The organism is Anaerospora hongkongensis (assembly GCF_004339805.1).
Lineage (GTDB): Bacteria > Bacillota > Negativicutes > Sporomusales > DSM-15969 > Anaerospora > Anaerospora hongkongensis.
Genome location: NZ_SLUI01000018.1, coordinates 73,789 through 94,963 on the forward strand (window position 1 = coordinate 73,789; position 21,175 = coordinate 94,963).

Annotated in this window: 17 protein-coding genes; 13 read left to right on the forward strand and 4 right to left on the reverse strand. The window is 48.3% G+C overall.

From position 1 onward, the window contains the following. Positions 1-16: 16 nt before the first annotated feature. Together EV210_RS20195 and upp are read left to right on the forward strand one after the other, a co-directional pair. Complete coding sequence (locus EV210_RS20195; protein ID WP_132083166.1) at positions 17-1,255, forward strand: serine hydroxymethyltransferase; 1,239 nt, start codon at positions 17-19, stop codon at positions 1,253-1,255. A gap of 45 nt (positions 1,256-1,300) precedes the next feature. After that, positions 1,301-1,927 carry a uracil phosphoribosyltransferase gene (gene upp, locus EV210_RS20200; RefSeq protein ID WP_132083167.1) on the forward strand — a complete coding sequence of 209 codons (627 nt, stop codon included), beginning with the start codon at positions 1,301-1,303 and terminating at the stop codon, positions 1,925-1,927. Between the two features lie 494 nt (positions 1,928-2,421). Here upp and EV210_RS20205 read toward each other — a convergent pair whose 3' ends face one another. The 4 genes from EV210_RS20205 to EV210_RS20220 form a co-directional block, all read right to left on the reverse strand. Continuing rightward, positions 2,422-3,630, reverse strand: coding sequence for a YgeY family selenium metabolism-linked hydrolase (locus EV210_RS20205; protein WP_132083168.1), 1,209 nt, complete (start codon positions 3,628-3,630; stop codon positions 2,422-2,424). A 37-nt stretch (positions 3,631-3,667) separates the two neighbouring features. Next, positions 3,668-5,260, reverse strand: a complete 1,593-nt coding sequence (locus EV210_RS20210; RefSeq protein WP_165898982.1) for an N-acyl-D-amino-acid deacylase family protein — start codon at positions 5,258-5,260, stop codon at positions 3,668-3,670. Then, positions 5,253-6,365, reverse strand: a complete 1,113-nt coding sequence (locus tag EV210_RS20215) for a 4Fe-4S binding protein (protein WP_132083170.1) — start codon at positions 6,363-6,365, stop codon at positions 5,253-5,255. Before EV210_RS20215 ends, EV210_RS20210 begins: the two co-directional genes overlap by 8 nt. A gap of 252 nt (positions 6,366-6,617) precedes the next feature. Next, entirely contained in the window at positions 6,618-7,106 is a 489-nt protein-coding gene (locus EV210_RS20220) for a nucleoside deaminase (RefSeq protein WP_132083171.1), read from the reverse strand. Between the two features lie 363 nt (positions 7,107-7,469). Here EV210_RS20220 and EV210_RS20225 point away from each other — a divergent pair, with 363 nt between their 5' ends. The 11 genes from EV210_RS20225 (at position 7,470) to EV210_RS20275 (ending at position 21,083) form a co-directional block, all read left to right on the forward strand. Beyond that, entirely contained in the window at positions 7,470-8,579 is a 1,110-nt protein-coding gene (locus tag EV210_RS20225) for an ABC transporter permease (RefSeq protein ID WP_132083172.1), read from the forward strand. Then, on the forward strand, positions 8,572-9,507 hold the full coding sequence (locus EV210_RS20230; protein WP_132083173.1) for an ABC transporter permease: 936 nt from the start codon (positions 8,572-8,574) through the stop codon (positions 9,505-9,507). Before EV210_RS20225 ends, EV210_RS20230 begins: the two co-directional genes overlap by 8 nt. 33 nt (positions 9,508-9,540) lie before the next feature. Further along, positions 9,541-10,548 (forward strand): BMP family lipoprotein, encoded by a 1,008-nt coding sequence (locus EV210_RS20235; protein WP_132083174.1) that lies wholly within the window; start codon positions 9,541-9,543, stop codon positions 10,546-10,548. Between the two features lie 30 nt (positions 10,549-10,578). Then, positions 10,579-12,105 carry an ABC transporter ATP-binding protein gene (locus tag EV210_RS20240; RefSeq protein WP_132083175.1) on the forward strand — a complete coding sequence of 509 codons (1,527 nt, stop codon included), beginning with the start codon at positions 10,579-10,581 and terminating at the stop codon, positions 12,103-12,105. Positions 12,106-12,397: 292 nt separating this feature from the next. Further along, on the forward strand, positions 12,398-12,832 hold the full coding sequence (locus EV210_RS20245) for a flagellar hook capping FlgD N-terminal domain-containing protein (protein ID WP_132083176.1): 435 nt from the start codon (positions 12,398-12,400) through the stop codon (positions 12,830-12,832). Between the two features lie 97 nt (positions 12,833-12,929). Continuing rightward, positions 12,930-14,603: a flagellar hook protein FlgE gene (locus EV210_RS20250; protein WP_132083177.1), complete on the forward strand. Its 1,674-nt coding sequence runs from the start codon at positions 12,930-12,932 to the stop codon at positions 14,601-14,603. Positions 14,604-14,605: 2 nt separating this feature from the next. Beyond that, a complete protein-coding gene (gene flgK / locus EV210_RS20255) occupies positions 14,606-16,078 on the forward strand; it encodes a flagellar hook-associated protein FlgK (protein WP_132083178.1) in 1,473 nt (490 codons plus the stop codon). A gap of 18 nt (positions 16,079-16,096) precedes the next feature. Continuing rightward, positions 16,097-17,641, forward strand: coding sequence for a flagellar hook-associated protein FlgK (flgK, locus tag EV210_RS20260; RefSeq protein WP_132083179.1), 1,545 nt, complete (start codon positions 16,097-16,099; stop codon positions 17,639-17,641). Between the two features lie 15 nt (positions 17,642-17,656). Then, the gene (gene flgL / locus EV210_RS20265) at positions 17,657-18,700 is read left to right on the forward strand and encodes a flagellar hook-associated protein FlgL (protein WP_132083180.1); all 1,044 of its coding nucleotides are present in this window, start codon (positions 17,657-17,659) and stop codon (positions 18,698-18,700) included. Positions 18,701-18,727: 27 nt separating this feature from the next. Then, a complete protein-coding gene (gene fliD / locus EV210_RS20270; protein WP_132083181.1) occupies positions 18,728-20,629 on the forward strand; it encodes a flagellar filament capping protein FliD in 1,902 nt (633 codons plus the stop codon). Positions 20,630-20,663: 34 nt separating this feature from the next. After that, the gene (locus EV210_RS20275) at positions 20,664-21,083 is read left to right on the forward strand and encodes a type 1 periplasmic-binding domain-containing protein (protein ID WP_132083182.1); all 420 of its coding nucleotides are present in this window, start codon (positions 20,664-20,666) and stop codon (positions 21,081-21,083) included. Positions 21,084-21,175: the final 92 nt, after the last annotated feature.

Here is a 21,175-nt window from a genome sequence, read left to right on the forward strand (position 1 = left end):
GGAAGGAGAGAAAAACGTGAGCATAATAGCCGCATTTGATCCGGAAGTAGCACAGGCCATTGCATTGGAAAAAGGTCGTCAGCAAAATAAACTCGAACTGATTGCCTCAGAGAATTTTGTCAGCAAAGCCGTTATGGAAGCACAAGGGTCGGTCTTAACCAATAAATACGCGGAAGGGTATCCTGGCAACCGCTATTATGGCGGCTGCGAATACGTTGATATTGTAGAACGCCTGGCTATTGAACGAGCCAAGACGATCTTTGGGGCCGACCATGCCAATGTACAGCCTCACTCGGGTGCCCAGGCCAACACTGCCGTATATTTTGCTTTGCTGCAGCCTGGTGATACGATTATGGGCATGAACCTTTCTCATGGCGGTCATTTAACCCACGGCAGTCCTGTCAATATCTCTGGTAAATACTTCAACATCATTGCGTATGGTGTTGATGAAAAAAATCAGCGTATTGATTATGATGAAGTCAGATCAATGGCGCTGGAAAAGCGGCCTAAGATGCTCGTTGCCGGTGCCAGTGCCTATCCAAGGATCATCGACTTTGAAAAAATGGCAGCTATTGCTCATGAAGCGGGCGCACTGTTTATGGTCGATATGGCTCATATTGCCGGGCTGGTTGCTGCCGGTCTTCATCCGAGTCCCGTTCCTTATGCCGATGTGGTAACGACCACCACTCATAAAACCCTGCGCGGTCCCCGCGGCGGCCTGATCTTATGCAAGGCTGAATATGCAAAAGCAATTGACAAGGCGATTTTTCCCGGTATTCAGGGCGGGCCGCTGATGCATATTATTGCCGCTAAGGCAGTAGCGCTGAAGGAAGCCATGAGTGAAGAATTCAAACTGTATCAGGAGCAGATTATCAAGAATGCCAAAACACTTGCCGGCAAATTGCTTGGTGAAGAGTTTACGCTTGTCTCTGGCGGTACGGATAATCATCTGCTGCTGATCGATGTACGCGGGCAGCACCTGACAGGTAAAGAAGCCGAAAAGATATTGGATGAAGTTGGTGTTACCGTCAATAAAAATACCATCCCCTTCGATACGGCCAGTCCTTTTGTTACGAGCGGCATCCGTATTGGTACGCCGGCCGTCACCTCGCGGGGCATGAAAGAAGCCGAAATGCTCATCATTGGTGAAATCATTTCGATTGTTCTTAAGAATCCGCATGATGCTGAAGCCAAGGCTAAGGCAATTGCGCTTGTTGAAGAACTAAGTCAGCGGTTTCCTCTATACGCGGACTAGTACGAGGTACTAGGATACTTATTTAAAATATGGGAGTGGAGCAGCATGCAAGTAAAAGTAATTAATCATCCTCTGATCCAACATAAATTAACACTGATTCGCGATAAAAATACCGGACCGAAAGAATTCCGCGAACTGCTTGAAGAAGTAGCGATGCTGATGGGCTATGAGCTGACTCGTGACCTGCCATTGGAAGAAATTGAAATTGAAACTCCTGTCACTAAATGCACCTGCAAGACATTGTCCGGCAAGAAAATCGGTATTGTGCCTATTTTGCGGGCAGGACTTGGCATGGTAAGCGGCTTCCTGCGGCTTATTCCTGCTGCGAAAGTAGGTCATGTAGGCGTATACCGTGATCCGCAGACCTTAAAACCGGTTGAATATTACTGCAAGCTTCCCACCGATGTGGCAGAACGGGATTTTGTCGTAATTGATCCAATGCTTGCTACCGGCGGATCTTCAGTAGCAGCCATTTCGCTGCTGAAACAAAAAGGTGCGAAAAACATTAAGCTCATGTGCCTGGTAGCTGCACCGGAAGGCATTCATCTCGTTAATGAGCAGCATCCGGATGTTGAGGTATATACTGCTTCGGTTGATGAGCGCCTGAACGACCATGGCTATATTGTACCGGGGTTGGGGGATGCGGGCGACCGGATCTTCGGCACCAAGTAAGAGGGACGGCCGCCGATAAGGCACCATCTGCGTTGTTGTCGGGGAATCCGCGATCCTCACCGTACGCCCATGTACGCCTCCGGTCGCGAATCCCCCGACGCCTAGCAGCTGGAACCTTCTCGACGGCCTAAGCTTGTCGGCAAGGGAAGACGAGAGAACGGGTCCCTTCACCGTCGGATGTGATAAGCTCCCCTGTGGGGGTGCACAATAGAATAGTAGAAAAGCCTGTCGCTTTGGCGACAGGCTTTTCTTTGGATACGGGGGGACGGTTCTCGTGTATCATTGCACAGCAGCTTTATGATAAGCGGGGAGGTCTTGCATCGCCTTGCTTGCAAACGGAGAATGATACAGGGGGACGGTTCTTGTGTATCATTTGCACAGCAGATTTATGATGAGCTAGGGAGGGCTTGCATCGCTTTGCTTGCAAGTGAAGAGTTACTGGAAGACACAATGGCATAAAAATAGCCTGCGCCTTGATGGCAACAGGCTATTCTTTATTTGAGCAGGAACTTGGCGGCGATGGCTTGGTAGCCTATAGCGGCTCCGATTAGCTGGGCAATTTCAATATTCTCATCTACTACATGGGCACCGTCTTCACGACCGGGGCCGAAGCCGATGGTGGGGATGTGATGCACGCCAGCGGAGGTGCTGCCATTGGTGCAGAAGCTGTATTTGGTGAGGGACGGATCAAGGCCGGTCTGGCGCAGGGCCTGCAGTGCACCAGCTACCAGTGGGTGTGCTTCGTCCAATACCCAGGCAGGGAAGAAGCGGCTGCCGCTGAGGACGGCACCGGTATAGCATTCCTGACTGGCAGTTACAATTTCCGCTTCAGCTGAGAAAGAGGGATCTTCGGCGGCTAGCTCGGCAATTGCCTGCTGGATAGGAGCAAGAACAGCAGCTTCTGATTCACCGACTAATGTGCGGCGGTCAAAGGTAATGCGGCAGCGATGCGGTACGACAGAAGCGCCTGGATAAGGGGTGGAGATAATATCGGTCAGTTCCAGAATACCGTCGCCCAAAAAGCTGTCATGAGAAACAGGAAGACTCCGTATTTTTTCAATTAGCGACATCATCATATAAACCGCGTTTTTACCAATCGAGGGGTTGGAGGAATGAGCCGCTTTGCCTAACGTTGTTACCGCAATTTCTGCTCGGCCCCGCTGGCCTCTTTTTAAGCTTAAGCCTGATGCTTCGCCAATCACCACACAATCGGGCTTTACTGCTTCAATGACTTTGCCTAAGGCGATGCCTTCAAAGGTTTCTTCACAAACAGTACCGGAGATAAACACAGAACCGGCTAAGTTGTTTTTTAGCGCAACCAGGGGAGCCAGGCCATAAACCATGGCCCCGATAGAGCATTTCATGTCAGTGGCACCCCGTCCAAAGAGATGACCTTCCCGCATTTCTCCGGCAAAAGGCGCTACTGACCATTTATCCTGGTCACTTACTTCTACCGTATCAATATGTCCGTCGAATAAAATACTGGGACCCGGCAATGCGCCTTTGATTTGCCCGATAACATTGCCAACATCATCAATCCAAACACGGTCAAAGCCCAGGGCAAGCATAGTAGTTTGCAGCAGCTGGGCAACTTCTTTTTCCTGACCTGTATAGCCGGGCGTCTGAATGAGTTGCTGGCAAAGGTTGATAAGAGCTTGTTCATCAACAGCTGCTACAGGTGCTTTTAGGCAGTTATTTGTCATTCGATGTGTCCTCCACTTTATGTAGTAATAATCATTGTTACTGACCTTTACGCAATACCCGTCCGGATAAAACTCCTGTTTCTACACCATTGGCCAGCGCGGCGGTACCGTTAACCCATACATAAGAGAAACCTTCCGGATGCCGGCAAGAATCGGTATACGTTGCCATATCCTGGACTGTTTCCGCATCAAATAAGACCAGGTCTGCTTTCATGCCCGGACGGATGATACCGCGGTCATAAATGCCCAATTGAGCGGCAGGCCTTGAGGTCATGCGGGCGATTGCCTGTTCCAGGCTGATGACACCATCTTCCCGTACGTACTTCTGCAGGATACGGGCAGTGGACCCATAGGCACGGGGATGGGGCTTGCCACCCAATAATCCGTCTGTGCCTAACATGCCCAGGGAGTGCTGAAGTATAGTAACAACGTCCGCTTCATACAAGCTGAAATTCACCATTGATACTTGCAGTTCCTCTTCCAATAGTAAATCAAAGATAACATCCTGAGGAGAAAGGTCCTTTTGACAGGCAATATCAAAAATCGTTTTTCCTTCCCATTGCTTATTGGGGCCGTCATTTACACCGGTAATCAGAATACGGTCCCAGCCGGCGGCAGTATTAATGTTTTCCCAGCCCGGCAGACCGGTAACCATTTGTTCAGCCAGCAGGGCACGCATCTGTTTATCCTTTAACCGTTCCAGAAAGCTTTCCGGACCACCGGCGTGAGCATGGGCCGGCACTAAAATACTGAGCATTGTGCTGCCCGCAGGATAGGGGTACTGGTCAAAACCAACATCAAGTCCGTTGTTTCTGGCTTCATCAAAGAGCGCCAGGATTTCGCCCGCCGTCCCCCAGTTTTCCTTCCCAATTACTTTCAGGTGGGAAATGTGCGGTTTTACTCCTGTTTTATAGCCAAGATCAAATATTTCCTGAATGGATTCTTTGATTAATCCCCGTTCATTGCGGACATGGACAACAAACAGACCGCCAGCTGCGGCTGTAGCTTCACCCAGAATGTGAAGCTCATCGTCAGCGGCAAAAACGCAGGGAGGATAAATCAGGCCTGTTGATAAGCCAAAGGCTCCTTCCGCAAAAGATTGCCGGGCAAGCTCGGCCATATGGGATAGTTCCTGCGCCGTAGCATGCCGTTCTTCCAGGCCAACAGCGACAACGCGCAATGGGCCGTGGCTGAGAAGGGAAGCTACATTAGTCGCTGTACCGATTGTTTCCATGCGGGTCAAATAATCGGCAAACGAACGCCAGGTCCATTCGATGGCCGGATCACCTTGCAGACCGGATAAATACTTGCGATACTCGTTAATGTGCTCAGGTACCATAGGCGCCACGCCCAGGCCATCCTGGCTAATCAGTTCGGTTGTGATGCCTTGTCTGATTTTGGCTGCTGCTGCTGGATGGACAAGTAGGGATAAATCCGAGTGAGAATGCATGTCAAAAAAACCAGGTGCTAGGGTAAGTCCTTCGGCCTCGATAACTTCATCATAACTGCCATCGTCACTTAGCCGGCCGATTTCGCTGATTGTATCGCCAGTAACGGCGACATCGGCAATATACCAGGGATTTCCTGTTCCGTCTACGACACGAGCGTTGCGGATTAGAAGATTAGCCATGATGCACCTCCTGCAGACCGCTGGCTGGCATGCGTAAGGCATTAAAGCGGCAGCGGCTGACGCATAGGCTGCAGCCAAAGCATCTATTCCTGTCGATGCGCAACTGTCCTGCTCTAGTAATTGCGCCATATACACAGCTTACTTCACAGGCACCGCACATTTTACATTTTTGCTGCTCAATCTCAGGAACGGCGGAGGTATAATTGGCTTGCCGTTCTTTCATTTTCCGAATGGTGAGCCCCTTAATGTCTTCGATAGAAGTATAGCCGCGCTCATCAAGGAACTGTGCTAGTTCGCTGACAATTTTGCCGTATACGGCGGGCCCTCGTAAAATTCCTTCGGTGCAAACCTGAACGGCCGAAGCTCCGGCCATCAGCATTTCGGCAGCATCACGGCCGTTCGTTACACCGCCAACGCCGAAGATGGGAATGTTGACGACGCTGGCTGCATCGTAAATGCACCGTATGGCTAATGGCTTGATGGCAGCGCCGGAAAGCCAGCCGTAACCGCTCTGGCTGCCCATCAAGGGAAGTCCGCTGTCCAAGTCAATACTCATGCAGGGGCCAAAAGAATTAATCATGACAAGCCCGTCGGCGCCAGCAGCCTCCATGGCCAGTGCAATTTCCTGAATATTGGGATGAGGACTCATTTTCATAAAAACCGGAACGTCAACAGCTTTTTTGGCTGCATGCAAAGCATTAATGATAGGGGAGAGATCATTGCCAATATAATGAGTAGATAATTCAAGGGCAGTGGCATAGGGCTTGACCAGTGGTGCCAGTTCGGCAATCTGCTCGGCTGTATAGCCTAAGCCGATAATCAGGGGTAATCCCGTTTCCTGAGCCAGCTTATACTCCGTTTCCAGCCATTGTTCCTTGGATAATTCCGACCAGAGCTCAGTATTTAAAAAACCGCCTTTAACCTCAGCCATGCAAGGTCTGGGGACATCGGCCGGTTTTACAGATATCGTTTTGGTTACGATTGCTCCTGCTCCACCAGCCGCAGCCGCCTGGCACATTGCTCCGTCTTTAGCGGTTGGTCCAGCGGCAGGCATAACCGGATTGGAAAAGGGGATGCCACAAATTGTAGTGCTTACATTTGCCATAATACAATTCTCCTATTCCTGCTAATAAAATACGCTCTAAAGTGAACAACCGTTCACTTTAGAGCGCCTTTGCTCAGTACGTTACAGACACCATCAGGTGCAGTACAATAGTCAAATTATAGCTGATTTGCCGGTACTTGTCTAGGGCGTATCTGAAACCTAGCGGGCTGGCCAATGGCACAAAAAGCGCCGTCAGTGGTAGTCAGATAGTTTTCAGATACGCCCTGGAAGTGTCGAATGCCCTAACTTGCCTTAATCCTGCTGCCAGTAGCCCTCATGGACGGCAATGATTTCTTCTTCCAGCTCCGGGAATGGGCCGGTGACGATAATGTTTTTTTGCCCTTTACTGAATACATCCCGGCAAGGCAGATTAAATGTCGGGTTTTGCTCGTCATCCCCGGTTAAGGTCAGTAATTTTTTCTCGCTGATACCGTAGACAACATTGCCCACATTCCCCCAGTAGATGGCACCGGCGCACATCGCACAGGGCTCGGCAGTCGTATACAGCGTGCATTGCCAGAGAAATGATTTCGTATAACGTCCGGAGGCAGCAGCCATTAACGTGGTTTCCGCATGGCCGGTGCAATTGGACTGCGTAATTTCGATATTTTCCTGCTCTAACAGGATGGTTCCTTCGGGATCGACTAAAATAGCACCAAATGGTGTATTGCCATGTTCTCGTGCTTTCTGTGATACGGCAATTGCTTGCCGCAGGTAATAAACGGCAGATTGTTGAGGCATGCATGGTCTCCTTTCAAGCATGGCTTTTCTAATTTCTTAAAGCATTCTAACAAGCTGCGGATAATTCCTGCGTATAGTTTACATATAACTACTTTGGCTTATAAAAAAGATCTCCGCCCTCTAGACAAATGTTTAATAATGAAATACAATGAAATTACAAAATTATAAAATGAGCAATGGCGCTCTGCATTCACATGGTGAAGCAGAGCGTTTCTATCTTATTTAGAAAGTTACACTTTCTAAATTGCGAAATAAGAACGACATAAGCTTCTGCCTGCGTCCTAAGACTTGGCACAAGCTAAGTCTTTTCTAATTTTCCTGGGAAGATGAAATCACAGGCTCTTGTTAAAGGAGAATGGGGACATGAATTTAGAAACGCAAAAATCCTGGCTGCTGCAAGCGTTTGTTCTGATAGCTGCGCTTGTGGGCGCTTTACTGGCTGGCGCTGCTTTCATTTTACTCGCTAACGCCAATCCGCTGGAAGGCTACGGCGTCATGCTTAGCGGACCTTTCTCCAGCAGTTTTGGGTTCTCGGAAACCCTGGTCCGGACTACTCCGTTGCTCTTAGTTGGTTTGGGCATTATTATTTCGTTTCGCAGCGGCATTTTAAACATTGGCGGCGAAGGGCAGATTCTCATGGGAGCTGTTACGGCTGCAGCAATCGCTTTGGCATGTCCCGAGCTTCCTGCTGTTTTGCTATTACCGGTTGTGTTGCTGGGCGGAGCGGCGGCAGGCGGCTTGTGGGGCGGTCTGGCAGGGTGGCTGAAAGCACGGCTGGCTGTAAATGAGATTTTAAGTACGGTAATGCTCAATCAGATTGCTGCGCAAATGTATTTGTTTTTAATCCGGCTTTTCTTGCTTGATCCCCAGGAGGTTGCTTTTGGCACAGGGGTACCGCAGACGGCGCTGGTCACAAATGCAATTTGGCTGGAGCGACTCATACCGGGAACCCGCCTGCATACCGGCTTTGTGCTGGCTGTCATCCTGGCTGTACTGGTATATATCTTCTTGTGGCGGACGACAGTCGGTTTTCGGATGCGTGCCGTAGGAATGGGACCGGATGCTGCCCGGTATGCCGGCATAAAAGTGGAAAAATACCTCGTTCTGGCAATGACACTGGGTGGTGCTTTTGCCGGTCTGGCGGGTGCAGTGGAAGTAGTGGGTGTTCATCACAGAGCTCTTGAGGATATTTCTGCCGGTTACGGTTTCACCGGTATTGTAGCGGCATTGTTTGGCCGCCTGCACCCACTTGGGATTGTGCCTGCTTCCGTCCTGTTCGGTGCACTGATCTTAGGTGCCGATATGATGCAGCGGGCTGTGAATGTGCCTTCCTCCATCGTGCTCGTTATTCAGGGGCTGGTTATTTTGTTTGTTGTTTCAGCCGATTTAATTCTTCGCAAACCACAATTGCTGGGGAAATTTTCATTCTTGTCATCCAAAGTGAGTGCCGGGGAGGAGAAATGCCATGGATAATTTAGCAGGTCAAAGTATTATACTGGGGATTATTGCAACCGGTATCCGCCTGGCTACTCCTTATCTGCTGGCGGCTTTGGGCGAAATGTTTACCCAGCGGTCCGGGATCTATAACCTGGGGCTGGAAGGCGTCATGCTGATGGGCGCTTTTTCAGGCTTCTATGTTAGCCTTACCACCGGAAATCCGTATCTTGGCTTAGCTGCAGGTGTTGCAATAGGGGCACTGATGGGCGTTATCATGGGCATCGTCAGCATCACCTTAAAAGCGGAGCAAGGAATCAGCGGTATTGGATTATATATGTTTGGCTGGGGGCTGTCGGGATTATTTTTCCGGCTGTACGTGGGCGGCATCACTACCATTGAGGGTCTGAAAGCGGTCAGAATTCCGCTGCTTGCCGATATTCCCTTGCTTGGCAGTATCCTGTTTGAGCATAATGTGGTCGTTTATCTGGCTTTTATACTTGTCCCTATTTGCTGGTTTGTTTTATACAGGACAACCTGGGGCTTAAAAGTGCGGGCTGTCGGTACTACTCCGCAGGCGGCAGACACGCTGGGCGTCGGTGTTGACCGGGTTCGTTATCAATGTCTGATCCTGGGAAGCATGATGGGCGGTCTGGCAGGTGCGGCTTTAACCATCGGCAATACTCACATCTTCGCCGATAATATTATTGCCGGCAGGGGGTTTATTGCTGTTGCTCTGGTATATTTCGGGCGCTGGAGCCCTTGGGGGATTTTAGCAGGATCACTGCTGTTCAGTATGGCTGATTCGGTACAACTGTGGGTACAGGTTATCGGTATCGCGTTTCCTTATGAATTAGCGGTTATACTGCCGTATGTGGTTACTATTATCGCACTGGCTATGACCTTTGGACGTATCTGGGCCCCTGCCGCACTTGGCAGGCCCTTTGAAAGAGGCGCCCGGGGATAGTATATAGGTTGATAAAGAAGAGGGGGAAGAGGAATGGAACGTATGATGAGGTTAACAAAACTGTTATTGGTTTTTCTCGTGGCACTGTCCTTATTCGTAACTGGCTGTGGCTCCAAGCCAAGTGCACCTGCTGCTGAGGCACCAAAGGCGAAAAAATTAAAAGTAGCCCTGGTCATTCCCAGCACGGTAGATGATCTGGCCTGGTCTCAGTCTATGTATGAAGTGTTAAAGAAAAATGACAAAATTGAGCTGGCTGTTAGTGAACGGATGGGAAAACCCGTTGATGCAAGTGCTGCGGTGCGGCAATATGCCACGCAGGGGTATGATATTATCTTTGCTCATGGCGCTCAATACTATGGTGTTTTAAAAGAAATTGCCCCTGAGTTCCCTAAAATTACCTTTGCTTACGGTACAGGAGCACAAACAGGTCCTAATATTATAGCTTATGATCCGCAAGCCCAGGAAGGCGCTTATTTATTAGGCTTACTCGCAGGCAAAATGACTAAATCCAAAACCGTTGGAATTGTCGGTCCCGTAGAAGCAGGCGATGCCATCAAATATAACCGGGGCTTCCAGCAAGGTGTCGCTGCTGCGAATGCTGACGTTAAGCTGCGCATTGCTTATACCGGTTCATTTGGTGATCTGGTGAAAGCCGGGGAAATTGCCAAAACTCATATTGATGCCGGTGCTGACGTTCTGACCGGTTCTTCCCAGCAAGTGCCTGGCGCAATTAAGGCTGCTGCTGATAAGCCTGGTACGTACTGGCTGTCTACTGATATGGATCAAAGCAGCATTGCGCCGGATACTGTACTTGCCGCACAAGTATACAACTGGGATAAAATTATCAGCAAGATGATTGAGCTGCGCAACCAAGGCACGGTTGGTGGTCAGCATTTAACATTATCCTTTGCAGATGGGACACTGGATCTGAAATACAATCCCAAATTAGCGGATAAAATACCGCAGGATGTTAAAGATGCTGTTGAAAAAGCGAAAAAAGACATAGCCAGCGGCGCGCTGAAAATTGATGTATCGAAATAAATGATGATGTACCGGGGAGAGGTGAATACAGTGACTCAACAAATCGAATATTTGGAAATGAGGGGTATCACCAAGCGATTTCCCGGTGTACTCAGTAATGATAATGTCAGTATTCAAATTAAATCAGGGGAAATTTTGGCACTGCTTGGTGAAAACGGAGCCGGCAAAACAACCTTAATGAATACGCTGTACGGTCTGTATCAGCCGGATGGCGGTGAAATACGCATTAATGGTCAGGCGGTGCAGATCGAATCACCCCGGCGAGCGATCGAACTGGGAATTGGTATGGTTCATCAGCATTTTATGCTGGTGCCTACTTTAACGGTCAGTGAGAATATAGCGCTTGGCCTGCCCTCGGGGAAAGGTCCGTTTTTAGACTTGAAGGCTGTTGCGGCTAAAATACGGGAGATCTCGGCCACCTACGGACTCAGCGTCAATCCTGAGGCGTATGTCTGGCAGTTAAGTGTTGGCGAGCAGCAGCGGGTCGAAATTGTCAAGGCTTTGTACCGCGGTGCCCGGCTGCTCATCCTGGATGAGCCAACTGCTGTGTTGACACCGCAGGAAGCGGCTGAATTAGTGGCACTGCTCCGGAATATGGCTGCCCAGGGCCGGGCAGTAATTATTATCAGCCACAAGCTTAGCGAAGTAATGGCGATCAGCGATTCTGTCACGGTCCTGCGCGACGGGAAATTGGTGGCAACCGTAGAGACCGGCTCCACCAATCCGAAAGAACTTGCTCAAATGATGGTAGGCCGTGAGATGAAACCATTGCAGCGAGAAGCATTAGCGGGTTGTGGCGATACGCTGCTGCGCGTTGCTGACCTGGAAGTAGCCGGTGACAAAGGCACGCCTGCGTTAAAGGGGATCTCCTTTACGGTAGCAGCCGGTGAAATTCTGGGTGTTGCCGGGGTTTCCGGCAACGGGCAGAAAGAATTGGCCGAGGCGGTCAGCGGCTTGCGCAAGGTGGAAAAAGGAAATGCAGTCCTGTGTGGCAGGGATATTACTAATCTGGCACCAGATGCAATAATAAAACATGGTTTGGGCTATATTCCGGAAGACCGGCTGCATGTAGGTACGATTGGCGCTTTTTCCATTTGGGAAAATATGATTCTGAAAGATCACCATTGCCTGCCGTATTCCCGTTGCGGTTTTCTTCAGAATAAAACAATCCAAAAACGCAGCATTGAGCTGGTGAAGGCCTATGGTGTAAAAACACCGCATTTAAATACGCCGACAGGCCGCTTATCAGGCGGCAATATACAGCGGCTGATTCTGGCGAGGGAGATCACCCGGGCGCCCAAAGTGTTGATTGCCGCTTATCCAACACGCGGGCTGGATATCGGCGCTACCGAATATGTTCATTCAATGCTGCTGAAAGCGCGAGAGCAAGGAATGGGTGTTGTGGTTATTTCGGAAGACCTGGAAGAAATACAAAAGCTGAGCGATCGCATAGCGGTCTTTTACGATGGTCAAATTATGGATATTCTGCCTGCTGATGAAGCTGATGAGCAAAAGCTGGGCATGCTGATGGCGGGCATGAACGAACAGGCCGGGTAAAGTAAGCAAACTGAGGGAACGAAAGAGAACTTCTTGAAAAAGAGGTTCTCTTTTTTTTGTGCCTTCATTTGCGAGCATTTACGCTCAGACTCAAAAAGTGTGTCAGTGAAACCGTCCGTGCGTCATGTGAAGAAGGGGGGATGTCCCCCTTTGGGGCCAGGGAAACTACCGGCGCTGAACAGCTTGTTTTGTTGAAAAATAGTTTGTTTTGGTTTTGCTTTTTAATTAAATCTAAATAATCATTTGCGAAACTAACTATAACCAGCTAAATCACCTTTTAGGGGGAGTACAAATGAGTATTAATTCAAGTGCTTTATTATCAACTACAAGTTCAACGAGTTCCAGTACCTCCAGCAGTTCTACCACCGGCAGCACCAGTCTGGATTTTGAGTCCTTTCTGGAACTTCTGGCAGCGGAGCTCAAGTATCAGGATCCTACCGATCCAGTTAGTGCTACCGAATATGTTACGCAAATGACGCAAATCAGCTCATTATCCCAGTTGTCGAGTATTTACAGCACCGTCAATAACGTTAGCGCCTACAGCATGATTGGCAAAGAGGCTGCTTATACAACAACTGATTCCTCAGGCAATAGTTATTCCGGTTCCGGTATTGTCCAATCGGTAACAGTATCGGGCAGCAATACGTATGTCAATGTTGGCGGAACAACCGTGTTGCTTAGCTCGATTACGCAGGTTAGCAGCGCCGACGATACGGCTAACGCTTAAAAACATTCCCGGCCGGACCCCATCGGGGAGGCTGAACTATTTCTAAACGACTGATGAAATAGCAAACCATAAATAACGAGTGAGAGGGTGCTTCTCTATGATGACCGCATTTTTTTCCGGTGTTTCCGGTCTTAAGGCTCAGCAGACAAGCCTGGATGTAATCGGTAATAATATTTCGAATGTCAGTACGACTGGCTACAAATCACAGCGCGTCAGTTTCAGTGATTTACTCAGTCAGACAATTAGCGGTGCTTCTTCCTCAACCGCCACCAAAGGGGGAACTAACGCCAAGCAGATTGGTCTCGGTGTCAGCGTTGGCAGCATTGATACACTGATGACGGTAGGCAGCACACAATCTACCGGGGTTGCCACTGACGTATCCATTAGTGGCGACGGATTTTTTATTGTCTCCGGCGGCTCCAGCGGGGAATATCAATTTACCAGAGCAGGTAATTTTGATGTCGATGAGGATGGCAATCTGACAGTCGGCGGCTATAAGGTTTGCGGCTGGCAAGAGTATACCATAGATGCAGACGGCAACTATGTGTTCAACAGCGACAAGGCTGTAGAGCCAATTAACTTATATTCTGATTCTTATAATGGCAATAAAAAAATTCTTGCTGCTGAGGCCACTACAGCTGCCACATTTGCCGGTAATCTTGATCCGTCTAAAAGTGTAGTGGAAGGTGCCACGCTTTACAATATAGGCGATACATCCAATCTTACCTTTGATCAGACATCTACCATCACGGTTTATGATGAACAAGGCAATAACTACGATATAGCGGTTAACTGGAAAAAATGTGCGATTGATTCTTCTACGAATCAAACCAGCTGGTACTGGGAAGCAAGCTCGACTGACGGCATGTCAATCAGCCCTGCCAGCGGTTATATTGTATTAAATGCCGATGGTACAGTTGCAGAAAACAATTCTACTGCTATTGGGACCAATACAATACCGGCAGCTTCAACAATTGATACTACTGCAACGAATACTACTGGCTATGCCAATAGTAATATTGCGGCAAGCACTGGATTAACAGCAGGTGCTTATACCATTACGGTAGCGGCTGCAGCCAGCGGCACTGCCGGCAGCTATGATATAAAGCTGACCGATGCAGACGGTACTACCTATACGGTGACCGATTCGACTGATGGCGCAGCAACTTTTACCACTGCAGCGGGAACGGTTACACTGTCCGCACCTGCAACTCTTACCGAGGGTTCAACTACTTTCAATTATACTGCTGAGTCGACAAACTCCTATACGAAGGATACTACTCCGACTCTGACGCTGACGCCAACCAATGGAAGCGTAGCTGCCTTTGATGTGAACATGGACTTCTCTGACCTCCTTTCCTATACCAGCAGTACTACCAGTAAAGTAACCGGTACTCCCAATGGTTATGAATCAGGAGAATTACAAAGCGTCAGCATTTCTTCCGACGGAACGATTGTCGGCACATACAGTAATGGGCAGTCTCAGGCCCTAGCTAAAATTGCCCTTGCAACTTTTACGAATCCGGAAGGTCTCGAAAAAGTCGGCAGCAACCTATATGCAGTTAGCGCCAATTCCGGTAATTATACGACAGTTGTTGCCGGCAGCGGCGGATCGGGGACACTCAGCGCAGGTACGCTGGAAATGTCCAACGTGGATCTGGCAGAACAGTTCAGCAACATGATGATCAGCCAACGGGCGTATCAGGCTAACAGCAAGGTTATTTCCACCGCTGATGAGATGCTGCAGTCGCTCATTAACATGGTAGGCTGATTATGGGATCGACTTTTAGTACGTACAATATAGCCTATTCAGGCATGTATACCAGTCAGGCATCTTTGGCGGCAACCAGCAACAACCTGAGCAATGTTAGTACGACCGGTGCCTCCCGGACACGGGTGGCTGCAGCAGAACAGAATATTGTCAACGGCCAAACCTCTACCGGAACAGGAGTCAATGTACAATCGATTACCCGGGCGAGGGACCAATTGCTGGATAATACGTACCGAACGCAAAATGCCGATGCGAATTATTGGGCTGTAAAGAGCGGCAATCTTGAATATATGCAGGAAATACTGAGTGAATTTGAGACCGATGACGGAACAACAATCAACACCGGGTTGCAGCAGACGATTGAGGATTTTTTTAACTCCTGGGAGGAATTATCGAAAGATCCCAGCTCTCAGAGCAACCGGCAGGCGGTAACGGAGGCTGCCAGTTCACTCCTTAGTGCATTATCCACTATTGACAGTCAGCTCCAGCAATTACAGGCAGATGCCGTAGCGGGCGTACGGGATGGAATAGACAGTCTGAATTCCATGGCAGGGCAGGTGGCGGAACTTAATAGGCAAATTACTGTGGCTGAGGCAGGTGGCGGCGAGGCGAGCTATCTAAGAGATCAGCGTGATAACTTGCTTGATCAGATGTCTGCTCTCGCCGGAATCAGCACTATAGAATCAAATGGTGTTTTACAGGTAACGCTGGGAGGGGTGACACTGGTCAACGGCACCACGGCTCACACCCTGACAGTACAAGGAGATGGCTCTGCAGAGCATCCCTTATCTATTGAATGGGATAATAGCTTTGATTGCACCAGTTCAATTACCAGCGGCAGCATTAAAGCGTATTTGGAAGACGCTGATCAGACGGGCTACTCGGCAATTGATGCATCAGGAGACTACAATTTTACCACTACGGCCGCTAGCTCAATCAGTAGTCTGCGCCAGGGCTTGAACGACCTGATTACCAGCATTGCTGCCGAGATTAATGCTTTGCATAGTTCAGGGGCAGATCTTAATGGTGATCAGGGACTTGATTTTTTTACGGTAATTGATGCGACTAAGCCGTTGAGTATTACGAATATCCAGGTCAACCCGGAATTGGACGATCCTGACAAGCTTGTTACAGCGGCGAGTGGTTCCAGTGGCGATAATAGCATTGCTCAGGCGATAAGTGATTTGAGTACGAAGCAGCTTTATCAGTTTGATGGCTTGTCTTTGGATATTACTAATTTTTATGCTGCTTTGACCTCCTGGATAGGGACAGCTGGTGACAATGCCGCCAGCAGTTACGCAACACAGGCTGCACTGGTAACCCAGGTAGATACGCAGCGGCAGGCGATTTCCGGGATATCCACCGACGAGGAGATGTCTAACCTAATTATGTATCAGAATGCTTATGCTGCCAGTGCGCGTGTTCTTAGCACCATAGACGGACTCATTGCCGGCCTGATTGAAGATTTAGGATAATAAGAGGAGGGATGCGGCATGGCCTCAACTTTTATGGGAATTAGCATTGCCAATCGCGGTCTGGCTGCCAGCCAGGCTGGCCTGGCAGTGACGACTACTAATATGAGCAATGTAAATACTACCGGTTACTCGCGGCAGGTAGTTGCGCAGACTGCTGTGGGCCCTGCAGCCGTCTATAGCAGCAGCTATGTTGGCTCGGGTGTATCGGTTGACTCAATTGACCGGGTGCGAAGCTTCCGCCTGGATCAAAAATATTGGCAGGAAAATAGCTCTTTAGGTGGCTGGGAAGTTAAGTCTAATTACCTCCAGGAAGTAGAAACTGTTATAAACGGTACGGATGCTGACGGTTTTAGTGCAACAATGGAAGATTTCTATGCAGCTTTAGAGGATTTGTCTGCAGATCCCAGCAGTACTTCTGCCCGGTCCGTCGTCCTGGAAACGGGCAACTCCATCTGTGCCTATCTCAATGATACTGCCGAACGGTTGAATCAGCTGAGAACTGATCTTAACAGTGATGTCAAAACGGCTGTAGAGCAAATTAATTCGTATTCAAAGCAGATTGCGGATTTAAATCAGCAAATTACCGTTGCTGCCTCTTCCGGTGCATCTACCAATGAATTGGAAGATGCTCGGGATGCACTGCTTGATAAACTATCCGCGCTGGTGGATGTGGAAGTCACCCAGAAAAATGTTGGTACAAGTGCTGATGGTAAAACTCTTACAACTCTTACTGTTACTGTGAACGGAGAAACTTTAGTTAACGGCAACAAAGCCAAACAGCTCGAATGCTACACAATTACAGACGGCAGTTCAGATAATGGATTATATGGCATTCGCTGGGCCGACACAGGTAAAGAGTTTAATCCTGGTGATACCGGTCAAGTCAAAGCTTATTTGGATTTACGGGATGGAACGGGTACTGGCTCAGAATATAAGGGTATTCCTTACTATGCCAGCCAGCTGGATGAGTTTGCCCGGACTTTTGCAAAAGCCTTTAATGAAGGCGTCTACAAAGACGGTACTGCCAGCGAGTACAGCGGACATGCCAGTGGAGTGGGGCTGGATAATTCCACTGGTATCCGGTTTTTTTCCTATGACGGCCTTTCCACAGAAGAACTTATGGCCAGCGGCGCTACTACCGAGGCAGTGTATGAGAATATAACAGCATCGAATATTTCGCTGTCAAAGGATGTAGCGGCTGATGTGAATAAAATAGCAGCATCTTCTGCCAGCGGAGAAGCGGGGAATAATGAAGGTATCAGTGATCTGATCAGTATTTGTCAGGATACAAAAATGTTCAGCAGTGGTTCACCGGAGGATTTTTACAATTCGGTTGTCTCTACTCTTGGGACGGCCAGCTCTTATGCACAGCGCCAATATAAACTGCAGACCTCAATTACCGATTATATTGAAAACAGCCGCTCGTCCGTATCCGGTGTTTCCTCTGACGAAGAGACTGTTAATCTGACGAAGTATCAATCGGCTTATGAAGCATCGGCCCAGGTCATCTCCGTATGGGACGATATTTATAAAACCACCATAAATATGGTGTCATCTGATTAGCAAGGAGGCTTTCTGATGCGAATTACCAATAATATGATGGCAGCAAGTACCATCAAAAATATTAATAATGCCGCTAAAAGACTGAATGAAGCCAATGAGCGGATGTCTTCCCAGCAAAAGATTCAATTAGCATCCGATGATCCGGTTATAGCAACAAGAGCGATCAAGTACCGTAATTATGTAGCGACGGTTGAACAATATAAAAAGAATGTAGATGACGTTACTTCCTGGCAGGGGATAACGAACTCTGCTTTAAGTGATTTAGACGAGGTTATTCAGCAGGCACGGGAATTGACGGTAAAAGCGTCAAACGGAACCCTGTCGGACTCTGATTTGGCCAATATCAAAACAGAAATGGAAGAACTGCAGAAGCAGGCTGTACAGATCATGAATTCAACCTATGCCGGCCGCTATGTTTTTGGCGGTTTCGATACCGATGCGGCGCCCTATAGGCTGGAGTCTACCGATATCGGCGATATAGTGACTTACAAGGGGCAATATACCGGCACCGTTGTGGCGTCTGATACGGATGATGCCGATATTGCCAGCTTTTATGCAGACAACTCCGATAATTTCTATGAAGATACGTCGGATCAATCTATTCAATATAATATTGGGTTCAATGCCAAGGTTACGGTAAACGTAGAAGGGCAGGATGTTGTTGGTGCTACTACAGGCAATAATCTGTTTGATACCTTTGCCAAACTGCTGACTGCATTGGATGGTCAATCGAGCTATAAGACGATTGATCCTTCCAGTGGAACAGTAACTACGACTACGCTCAGCAATATCAATGATCTGCTGGATGATTTGGATGAGAATCACAATCAAATATTGACTGCCCAGGCCGCACTGGGAGCTAAAATGAATTATGTAACCAGGGTTGCTGACCGCCTGAGCACCGACTACTCCACGTACACTACACTGATGAGTAACAATGAGGACATCGATACAGCTGAGGCCAGTACTGAAGTTTCAACAGCCGAATATGTTTATCAAGCCTCGTTATCGGTAGGTGCAAAAGTTATCACTAAGTCTCTGATTGATTATATCGCTTGAGAGAAGAATTAAAAGGAGGGATGCGATATGTCTACCAGCAGCAGCGTAACATCAACGACTGTTAACGGAACAACAAGAATTACCGGACTGGCCTCGGGATTGGATGTAGACTCTATTGTTACACAATTAATGAGTGCCGAAAAGACAAAACTCAATAAACTGCAGCAAAAGCAGCAGCTTGCCGAATGGCGCCAGGAGTCATACCGGACAATTATTACGGCTGCCCAGGAGTTTACCAGCAAATATTTCAACACTACTTCGTCGAGCAGCTTATTGAGTGCAAATACATTCATCAAATATTCCGTAACGAGCAGCAGCAGTGCGATATCAGCATCTGCCAGCAGTTCAGCTTCAGCGGGGAATCATACGGTACAAGTAAGCCGGCTTGCCACAGCAGCTACGCTGACCAGCAGCAGCAGCATATCCAAGGACGTACAGGGCTCGGCAGCTGCTGATTACAGCAGCCTTAGCGGCAAAAGTATTACTCTGGCGGTGGATGGGACCACCAGAACAGTATCTCTCAGTAACGTTACGGACGCCGACTCTTTGCAGACTGCTATTGATGAAGCAGTTGGCACAGGAAAGCTGACAGTCGGTACCACCACTGATGGATATCTTAGTATTACAGCCGCTGCTAACAGCGGTGTGCAAAAAATAACCATCAGCGCCCCCAGCTCAGGAACCAGCGGATTGACCAGCCTGGGATTTGGCAGCGGTGCAACTCTTTCCAACCGGGTGACGACAACAAGCACACTGGAAACAATCTTTGGCGATGATGCTTTCAATAGTGACGGACAGATTGAACTTACCATTAACGGCACATCGTTTACTTTTGATAAAAGTGATACACTCAGTGCTATGATGAGTGAAATTAACAGCAGCAGTAATGCCGGAGCAACGATGAAATACGATGAGCTTAGCGGCAAACTGACGCTCACGGCCAATGAGGCGGGGGCCGGTAATACGCTGGTTGTTACAGAAGGCGACGGCAGCAGTTTCCTCAGCAGCTTTTTGAATACTGCAACTGCCGGTGTAGATGCCCAGGTTACTATTGACGGGCAGGTATTGACCCGCAGTTCCAATAAAGTTACGGTGGACGGCGTAACCTATACCTTTAGTCAAACTACTGATATAGCTGCCACGGTAAGCTTAACCCAGGATACGGATGCTATTTACGATACCATCAGCAGCTTTGTGGAAGATTATAATGCGATTATCAGTTCGATCCATTCTGCCTTGGATGAGAACTATGATTCGGATTATCCGCCGCTGACTGACGATCAAAAAGAAGATATGACAGATGAAGAAATCGAGAAATGGGAAAAGAAAGCAAAAGTCGGCCTCTTGGCAAATGATTCAACCTTGAAGACTATGTTGAGCGGCTTGCGAAGTTCTTTAATCGACTCCGTTCCCGGCCAATCAGTGACAATTTTTACTATTGGTATTTCAACAGGTACCTATGATGAGCAGGGCAAACTGTATATTGATGAAACCAAGCTTAAGGCAGCGATTGAAAGTGACCCGGAAGGAATCAGCAACCTCTTTACGCAGCAATCTAGCAGTTATGCCGGTACTACTTCTGTTCGTTCACTCAATAACAGCCAGCTGAGCACGCGTTATAAGGAAGAAGGGCTTGCGTATCGTTTCTATGATATCTTGCAAACCAACATATCTACCATCCGTGATAATAACGGGAATAAAGGCTTGCTGCTAGAGAAAGCAGGTACCGAGAATGATGCCTCTGAAACCAGCAATACATTAACCACGCTGATCGATAAATATCAAGAAGAAATTGATAAAGAACAAGACCGGCTGGATGCCAAGCAAGACAGCCTATATACAAAATACAGTGCATTAGAGACGTATATTAATAAAATGAATACGCAATTGTCAGCCTTATCTTCCTATCTGTCAGACAGTACCAGCTAAGACTGAATACCATCACCTCAGGGAGTGACGAAGAGTGGAGAATAAAGAGACAATTGATGACTGGCTGTTAAAAAAAATGATGCTTCTCGGCAGAATAGCCGCTAATACTAATACGCAGAGCCGCTTTATCCAACGAAGAGAAATGAAGGGGCTCTGCCGGGTAGCAGGTGAATGGGAAGCTCTGATCAAAGAACTCAAATATATCGATCAGCAATTGGCGGGGAAGATTGCCGGGGAAAGATACGCTCATTTATTACCGGCATTTCAGGTTATTGCTGAAAAACAAAAAAAGATACTGAATCATGGTTATCAGGTTTTGCAGGAAGCAATGATCGAGCGTTCCCGGATTGCAGCTGAGCTGGCGGCCAGCAAGCAAATGAAGCAACTGCGTAAAGGTTATGTTGATCACTGGAGCACAGCACCTCAGGGAAGCCGCTTTAATGAAAAAGGCTAATAAAAAAGGGGCTGTCGCACTAAGATAGTTCTGAAAACAAAAAAATGGCACCGGCAGTAGCCGGGAGCCATTTTTTTGTTGTAAAATCAAGT

Bases quoted from the DNA above. Each gene is read 5' to 3' on its own strand.
- EV210_RS20220 (WP_132083171.1), bottom strand. From the start codon at position 7,106: ATGCCTCAACAATCTGCCGTTTATTACCTGCGGCAAGCAATTGCCGTA.
- EV210_RS20250 (WP_132083177.1), top strand. From the start codon at position 12,930: ATGATGACCGCATTTTTTTCCGGTGTTTCCGGTCTTAAGGCTCAGCAG.
- EV210_RS20235 (WP_132083174.1), top strand. From the start codon at position 9,541: ATGGAACGTATGATGAGGTTAACAAAACTGTTATTGGTTTTTCTCGTG.
- EV210_RS20230 (WP_132083173.1), top strand. From the start codon at position 8,572: ATGGATAATTTAGCAGGTCAAAGTATTATACTGGGGATTATTGCAACC.
- upp (WP_132083167.1), top strand. From the start codon at position 1,301: ATGCAAGTAAAAGTAATTAATCATCCTCTGATCCAACATAAATTAACA.
- EV210_RS20210 (WP_165898982.1), bottom strand. From the start codon at position 5,260: ATGGCTAATCTTCTAATCCGCAACGCTCGTGTCGTAGACGGAACAGGA.
- fliD (WP_132083181.1), top strand. From the start codon at position 18,728: ATGTCTACCAGCAGCAGCGTAACATCAACGACTGTTAACGGAACAACA.
- EV210_RS20245 (WP_132083176.1), top strand. From the start codon at position 12,398: ATGAGTATTAATTCAAGTGCTTTATTATCAACTACAAGTTCAACGAGT.
- EV210_RS20225 (WP_132083172.1), top strand. From the start codon at position 7,470: ATGAATTTAGAAACGCAAAAATCCTGGCTGCTGCAAGCGTTTGTTCTG.
- flgK (WP_132083178.1), top strand. From the start codon at position 14,606: ATGGGATCGACTTTTAGTACGTACAATATAGCCTATTCAGGCATGTAT.
- EV210_RS20205 (WP_132083168.1), bottom strand. From the start codon at position 3,630: ATGACAAATAACTGCCTAAAAGCACCTGTAGCAGCTGTTGATGAACAA.
- flgL (WP_132083180.1), top strand. From the start codon at position 17,657: ATGCGAATTACCAATAATATGATGGCAGCAAGTACCATCAAAAATATT.
- flgK (WP_132083179.1), top strand. From the start codon at position 16,097: ATGGCCTCAACTTTTATGGGAATTAGCATTGCCAATCGCGGTCTGGCT.
- EV210_RS20215 (WP_132083170.1), bottom strand. From the start codon at position 6,365: ATGGCAAATGTAAGCACTACAATTTGTGGCATCCCCTTTTCCAATCCG.